The 6536-nt window shown below is 41.6% G+C and carries 6 protein-coding genes; all 6 read right to left on the bottom strand.

Going from position 1 to position 6536, the window contains the following annotated elements:
- Positions 1–910: 910 nt before the first annotated feature.
- Positions 911–2398 (bottom strand): lysine--tRNA ligase, encoded by a 1488-nt coding sequence (gene lysS / locus HMPREF2802_RS11610; protein WP_070504862.1) that lies wholly within the window; start codon positions 2396–2398, stop codon positions 911–913.
- Between the two features lie 260 nt (positions 2399–2658).
- Positions 2659–3138, bottom strand: coding sequence for a 2-amino-4-hydroxy-6-hydroxymethyldihydropteridine diphosphokinase (gene folK / locus HMPREF2802_RS11605; RefSeq protein ID WP_070504859.1), 480 nt, complete (start codon positions 3136–3138; stop codon positions 2659–2661).
- Positions 3131–3502 (bottom strand): dihydroneopterin aldolase, encoded by a 372-nt coding sequence (gene folB / locus HMPREF2802_RS11600; RefSeq protein WP_070504856.1) that lies wholly within the window; start codon positions 3500–3502, stop codon positions 3131–3133. The genes folK and folB overlap by 8 nt, the downstream gene beginning before the upstream one ends.
- A complete protein-coding gene (gene folP / locus HMPREF2802_RS11595) occupies positions 3480–4283 on the bottom strand; it encodes a dihydropteroate synthase (RefSeq protein WP_070504853.1) in 804 nt (267 codons plus the stop codon). Before folP ends, folB begins: the two co-directional genes overlap by 23 nt.
- A gap of 263 nt (positions 4284–4546) precedes the next feature.
- The gene (gene cysK, locus HMPREF2802_RS11590; RefSeq protein ID WP_002473056.1) at positions 4547–5479 is read right to left on the bottom strand and encodes a cysteine synthase A; all 933 of its coding nucleotides are present in this window, start codon (positions 5477–5479) and stop codon (positions 4547–4549) included.
- A 109-nt stretch (positions 5480–5588) separates the two neighbouring features.
- Entirely contained in the window at positions 5589–6464 is an 876-nt protein-coding gene (gene hslO / locus HMPREF2802_RS11585; protein ID WP_002473060.1) for an Hsp33 family molecular chaperone HslO, read from the bottom strand.
- Positions 6465–6536: the final 72 nt, after the last annotated feature.

Genomic DNA, 6536 nt, shown 5'->3' with positions numbered 1-6536 from the left:
TGTGTTCGGCATGGGAACAGGTGTGACCTCTTTACCATCATCACCAGACAATTTCTTCACTCTATTTATATTACATTGTTTCGAACTCATTTGCAACAGTTAATTTTACACTCTGTTAAAATTTCTTTGCAATTCATTTACAAACAATCTGTCTTGTTTAAGACGACTTTATTATAGTAATTCATCTCAGCTAAAAAGTCAACAGTTTGTTTGAACTTTTTTATGAGAGATTTAATTTCGCTCGTTTCTTCTTCAAGACTTTATATAGTCTAGCACATATATCCGTCCATTGACTAGTGATTCTTTTACACTAATTTAATATTTTTTGCTTTGTCCATCTCTATAACGTTTCTTGATAATCAGCTAACTCCGAAAACTTAACCATACACTCCCCTTTTACTATCTATGTATTTCTCCGCAACTAGGCTTCGGCTTACCTCTCAATCGTCTAAACCACTATCAGCTTCTACACCTACACAATCGTCACTTCTTTATTCTGCCTCCTGCACGTATTAATACCACCTTCGATAATAGATTGCCTATTCTGTTACTATCTTATCTCTTAAAACCTCATAGCGACTTTCCTAGTCATTCTATTACGTGCCACGCTATTCGCACTCTTGAACTTCCCAACAAATTCATAGTCCTCTCTCAACTGCCCACCGAACTTATTACACGACTACCTCCACTCTTCCTCTCCACCGCAACTACCCCCCAACCAACTCACCACCACACGCCAGAATGCTATCTCTATTGATTCGGAATCTCACACTGCACCACAAGTCATTACCCCATCACAAGATCCACTCCCCCTCTCCTCTATGCGCAATTCTCCCCCCCCTCGCTCCCTCTAATCACACATAAAAAAAGAACAGCCCGACCTCAGTCAGACTGTTCCGCTTCAAATATATTATTTCTGTCTCATGTATGGGAATAACAATACGTCGCGAATAGATGGTGAGTTTGTTAATAGCATGACAAGTCTGTCGATACCAATACCTAAACCACCTGTTGGCGGCATACCGTATTCTAGTGCTTCTAAGAAATCCTCATCCATTTCGTGCGCTTCATCGTTTCCTTCTTCACGTTCTTGTAACTGTGCTTCGAAACGTGCTCTTTGATCGATTGGATCGTTCAACTCTGTAAAGGCATTCGCATGCTCACGACCCACAATGAATAATTCGAAACGATCTGTGAAACGTGGATCTTCTGGATTTTTCTTAGCTAAAGGTGAAATTTCAATAGGATGACCGTAAACGAACGTTGGTTGGATTAATGATTCTTCAACCTTTTGTTCAAAGAATTCATTAACGATGTGACCATATTTCATGTGATCTGTAATTTCAACACCATGTTCTTTCGCAAGGTCACGTGCTTCTTCGTCAGACTTCACATCATAGAAGTTCACACCTGTAGCTTCTTTGACTGCATCTACCATGTGTACACGTTTCCAGCTTGAACCTAAGTCCACTTGTTCTTCGCCATATGGAATCGTCGTCTCACCTAATACCTCTTGCGCAATATGACGCACCATAGATTCAGTGATATCCATCATGTCATGGAAATCTGCGTAAGCTTCGTAAAGTTCGATCATAGTGAATTCAGGATTGTGACGTGTAGATACACCTTCGTTACGGAACACGCGTCCAATTTCGTATACTTTTTCAAGTCCACCAACGATTAAACGTTTGAGGTGCAATTCAATAGCTATACGCATGTAAAGCGTAGCGTCTAACGCGTTATGATGCGTTACGAATGGGCGTGCAGCCGCCCCACCAGCGATTTGATGCATCATTGGCGTTTCAACTTCTAAGAAACCTTTCTTATTCAAGAAGTTACGCATTTCTTGAAGAATCTTACTACGGTTGATAAAAGTTTGCGTGCTATCTTGGTTCGTGATTAAGTCTAGGTAACGTTGACGATAACGTTGCTCAATATCTTGTAAACCATGGTGTTTATCTGGTAAAGGTCTAAGCGCTTTAGTTAATAACGTGAAATCTTTTGCTTTAACAGACAATTCGCCTGTATTTGTCTTGAACATTACGCCTTCGATGCCGACGATATCACCTAAATCAGCACTCTTCCAAATCGCAAATTGGTCTTCTCCGATTTGGTCTTTACGTACATAGAGTTGAATTTGGCCTGTGAGATCTTGAATGTGCGCAAATCCAGCTTTACCTTTACCACGTTTCGTCATGATACGACCTGCTACAGTAACATGACTTTCGTCTTCTTTTTCTTTTAACTCTTCTTTACTATATTGATCCCATTGTTCATGTAGGGGTTCTGCCATATCTGTACGATCAAATTTCTGACCAAATGGATCGATTCCTAAATCGTATAATTCTTGTAATTTTTGACGACGGACCTGCATTTGGTCGTTCATTTCTTCTGACATTTCTTTCTCTCCTTTACGCTTGTTGTATTGTCCACTTCGGTCTCCATACCTTTTAACCAGGAATGCTTAGCGTTATCGATTTACACCAATTTATTTCCTATCTTTTTTAAAAGGTAAAAGCTTTGCAGACGCGATCACTTCTACTTTCACCTGTGTGATATCCAGAAGCATGATTGCGTAGTATCTTTACGCCAATTTATTCACCTTATTAATTCTACTAGACTAGTGAGCTGTAATAAAGGAATTTCGCCCTTTCTCTTCTATGAATCAATACGTTGCACTCGATCATCGGGAACAGGGATTTCACTAACACGGCGTTGTGTCTTCGGTTCAATGGCATCAGACGCAATATCTTGAAGTGGCACTAACACAAAGGCACGTTCTTCCATGCGTGGATGAGGGACTATGAGTTCATCATCCTGAATTTGTTCCTCACCGTATAAGATGATATCGATATCGCAAGTTCTTGGTCCCCAATGAATCTTACGCACACGATGCAGTTGTTGCTCCACATCAAGACAATGATGCAATAAATCGTGCGCACTTAACGTTGTTTCAACGCTCGCACAAAGATTCAAGAACGAATCTTGGTCAGTATATCCTATCGGTGCAGTGTCGTAGATGGGCGAAACGTCACGCACTTCAATACCTTCCACTTGATCTAACAAGCGGAGCGCTTCATGCAAGTGATATTCGCGATCACCCATATTACTACCTAGACTCAAATACGCTTTAGTCATTCGTATTCTCCCTCACAATCTCTATTCCTACACCTTGATAATGTCCTGGAATCGGTGGGTTTGGCTTAGTAATACTTATAGTCGTTTCCATTACACGATTATAGTGTGAATTTATACGTTTTGCAATACGTTCAGCAAGGTGCTCAATCAAGTTGACTGGTGGACCTTCCATGATAGCTTTGACGTCTTCATAGACTTCGGCATAGTTCACGGTATCCTCTACGCTATCAGATTCACCCGCCGCTTTTAAGTCAACCTTTAGTCGAACATTGACGAGGAAGGGTTGGCCAATTTCATTCTCAGCATCTAAAGCTCCATGGTACGCATAGAATTCGAGCCCTTTAAGAAAGATTGTGTCTTGCATCTTCATTCTCCTTCAAGTAATCCATACTTTGACCTATCTTGTAATTCATGGCCACATTATGTACGCGGACCGCTTTCACACCTTTCATGATGCCATAAGCTGTTGTCGCTGCTGTCGCTTCGTCACGTTCTTTCGCTCTCGTTTCATAATCTGCCATTTCTTTGATAAAACGCTTTCGACTCGTTGCAAGCAATACAGGATAACCAGTAGCTACGAGTTCGTCTAGCCTCGCCATGACCTCTTTCTCTTCTTCGCGCGTCTTAGCAAATCCTATTCCTGGGTCTAACCAAACTTTCTGCTCTGGAATTCCCGCAAGTTCGGCCTGGTTCGCTTGTTTCAATAATCTCACTAACATCTCTTCCATAACCGGTTCGTCGCGCTGACCGTCACCGTTATGCATCAAGACGATTTCGCCGTCATACTGCGCCACGACTTTAAATATCTCTGGGTCATAAAGACCTGCCCATTGATCGTTAATCATCGTCGCTCCATGTTTCAGAGCCGCTTCAGCCACTTCACTTCTGAACGTATCCACAGAGAGTTGAACATCTAACTCTGCTAGTGCTTTCACGACTGGGATCACGCGTTCCATTTCCTCTTCAAGCGCAACTTCCTCGTGTCCTGGGCGTGTAGAAACGCCGCCGATGTCTATGATATCTACGCCTTCTTCAATCATCGCTTTCGCTCTTTGTAGCGCTTTCTCTACAGAATTGTATTCACCGCCATCAGAGAACGAATCCGGCGTGACGTTTAAGATTCCCATAATTTTAGTATGTGCCACCCACATCGGCCTCCATTCGTTTTAGTATGGTAAAATAGTCTACTTTATCATGATAACTTGAAATGTCTCTTTTTTCAGTAGTTAAATATGTAAAGTTAAAATGCGTTTAGATCTCTACGCTTTCACTCTAATCATCACAACACCGCATCCCGCCGAAGCGCATAAACCACGAAAATCCTTACCTTAACTCGTCAATCAACCCTACAATCTAAAAAAGCACTTGAAATGGGATTCCCACTTCAAGTGCTCGCTTAAAATAACAATTAGTCGTCGAATGAATATAAAGGTGTAGAAAGGTAACGTTCACCGTTACTTGGTAATACAGTAACAACTGTCTTACCTTTACCTAGTTCTTTCGCTTTCTCGATTGCTGCGTAAATCGCTGCACCAGAAGAAATACCACCTAAGATACCTTCTTCTTTCGCAACTTTACGAGACATTTCCATAGCTGTTTCGTTACCTACTTTGATAACTTCTTGATAAATGTTTGTGTCTAACGTATCTGGAACGAAACCTGCACCTAATCCTTGTAATTTGTGTGGACCTGGTTCGCCACCACTTAAGACAGGTGAAGCTTCTGGTTCGATAGCTACGAGTTGGATGTCAGGATATTTCTCTTTTAAGACTTTACCTGCACCAGTTAACGTACCACCTGTACCTACACCAGCTAAGAATGCATCAATTGTCTTACCTTCGAATTGTTCAACAAGTTCTGGACCTGTAGTTAATTCGTGGATCTTAGGGTTAGCTGGGTTCTCGAATTGTTGTGGTTCGTAGTAACCATATTCTTCTTTCAATTCTTTCGCTTTCTTGATTGCACCTTTCATCGCTTCAGATCCAGGTGTTAATACAAGTTCAGCTCCGTATGCTTTTAATAAGTTACGACGTTCTTGGCTCATTGTTTCTGGCATTGTAAATACTGCTTTGTAACCTTTCGCTGCACATACGAATGCAAGACCGATACCTGTGTTACCACTTGTAGGCTCTACGATTGTGTCGCCTGGTTTAATCTTACCGTCTTTTTCAGCTTGTTCGATCATTGCTAAAGCGATACGATCTTTCACTGAGCCGCCTGGGTTTTGATATTCTAATTTAACGTATACATCTGCAGCGTCTTCACCAACGACATGGTTCAATTTGACTACAGGTGTATCTCCAATGACTTCAACAACATTGTTTACTGGTTTCTTTGCCATAGTTATTAGCTCCTTTATAGTACAGTTTTTTAAAACTTACTTGTCTCCTCGGATATACTTTAATTCTATCAGATTTTTCAGTAAAAACAACTGTAATGCACTCACTCCCCTAATTTGGGAGTAAGTCGCGGAGTTCTTCTTCGCTGTAGTGATATTTATTACGACAGAAATGACATTGTGCTTCTGCACCGTGATCTTCTTTAATCATACTTTCGATTTCTGCTTCTCCTAAACTACGGATCGCGTTTAAGAACTTATCATGTCCACAATTACATTCAAATTGTGCTGGCATTGTTTCTAATATTTGAAGATTGTCCTTACCGAGCACTTCTTCAAGAATTTCTTCAGGTGTTAACCCTTGTTCAATCAGTTTAGATACCGGTGTCATATTTGAAATGGCGTCTTCAAGTTGACTGATGACTTTGTCGTCGGCGCCTGGCATCACTTGGATGATGAAACCGCCAGCTGCTTTGATAGAGTTGTCGGGATTGACGAGCACACCTAAGCCTACTGAGGAAGGCACTTGTTCACTTTTAGCAAAGTAGTACGTAAAGTCGTCGCCTAACTCCCCAGAAACGATAGGGCTTGAACCTGTGAAATAGTCTTTCATTCCGACATCTTTAACTACGGAAAGCGCACCGTCTACACCAACTGCACGTCTCACATCTAATTTGCCAGCATCATTGAGCGGAAAGTGCGTTTGGGGTTGGCTCACGTAGCCGCGCACATTCCCTTTCGCATCTGCATCAGCTGTAATCTTACCTATAGGTCCCTGGCCATCTACTGTAACTGTTAACTTTTGATCCCCTTTCAACATTGCGCCCATCATTAAAGTTGCTGTCATCGTACGACCGAGCGCTGCTGAAGCAGTAGGCCATGTGTAATGTCTCGTTTGAGCTTCTTGAACTGTTTCAGTGGTAAGCGCACTGTAGGCACGAATTTGGCCATCATAAGCAAGCGCTTTAACGATATAATCTTGTGTCATAATTACTTTCTCCTTTATCTATTTCTTGTTTAGGTTAACTGAATAAGACCTCTTGAGTTCGTCGCGCTCATC

It is taken from the genome of Staphylococcus sp. HMSC071G07, from assembly GCF_001811435.1.
GTDB classification, from domain to species: Bacteria; Bacillota; Bacilli; order Staphylococcales; family Staphylococcaceae; genus Staphylococcus; species Staphylococcus pettenkoferi.
Note: the sequence above shows the minus strand (reverse complement) of the source record. Positions and strands in the feature narration are given on the sequence as shown.

Bases quoted from the DNA above. Each gene is read 5' to 3' on its own strand.
- lysS (WP_070504862.1), bottom strand. From the start codon at position 2,398: ATGTCAGAAGAAATGAACGACCAAATGCAGGTCCGTCGTCAAAAATTA.
- folK (WP_070504859.1), bottom strand. From the start codon at position 3,138: ATGACTAAAGCGTATTTGAGTCTAGGTAGTAATATGGGTGATCGCGAA.
- folB (WP_070504856.1), bottom strand. From the start codon at position 3,502: ATGCAAGACACAATCTTTCTTAAAGGGCTCGAATTCTATGCGTACCAT.
- cysK (WP_002473056.1), bottom strand. From the start codon at position 5,479: ATGGCAAAGAAACCAGTAAACAATGTTGTTGAAGTCATTGGAGATACA.
- hslO (WP_002473060.1), bottom strand. From the start codon at position 6,464: ATGACACAAGATTATATCGTTAAAGCGCTTGCTTATGATGGCCAAATT.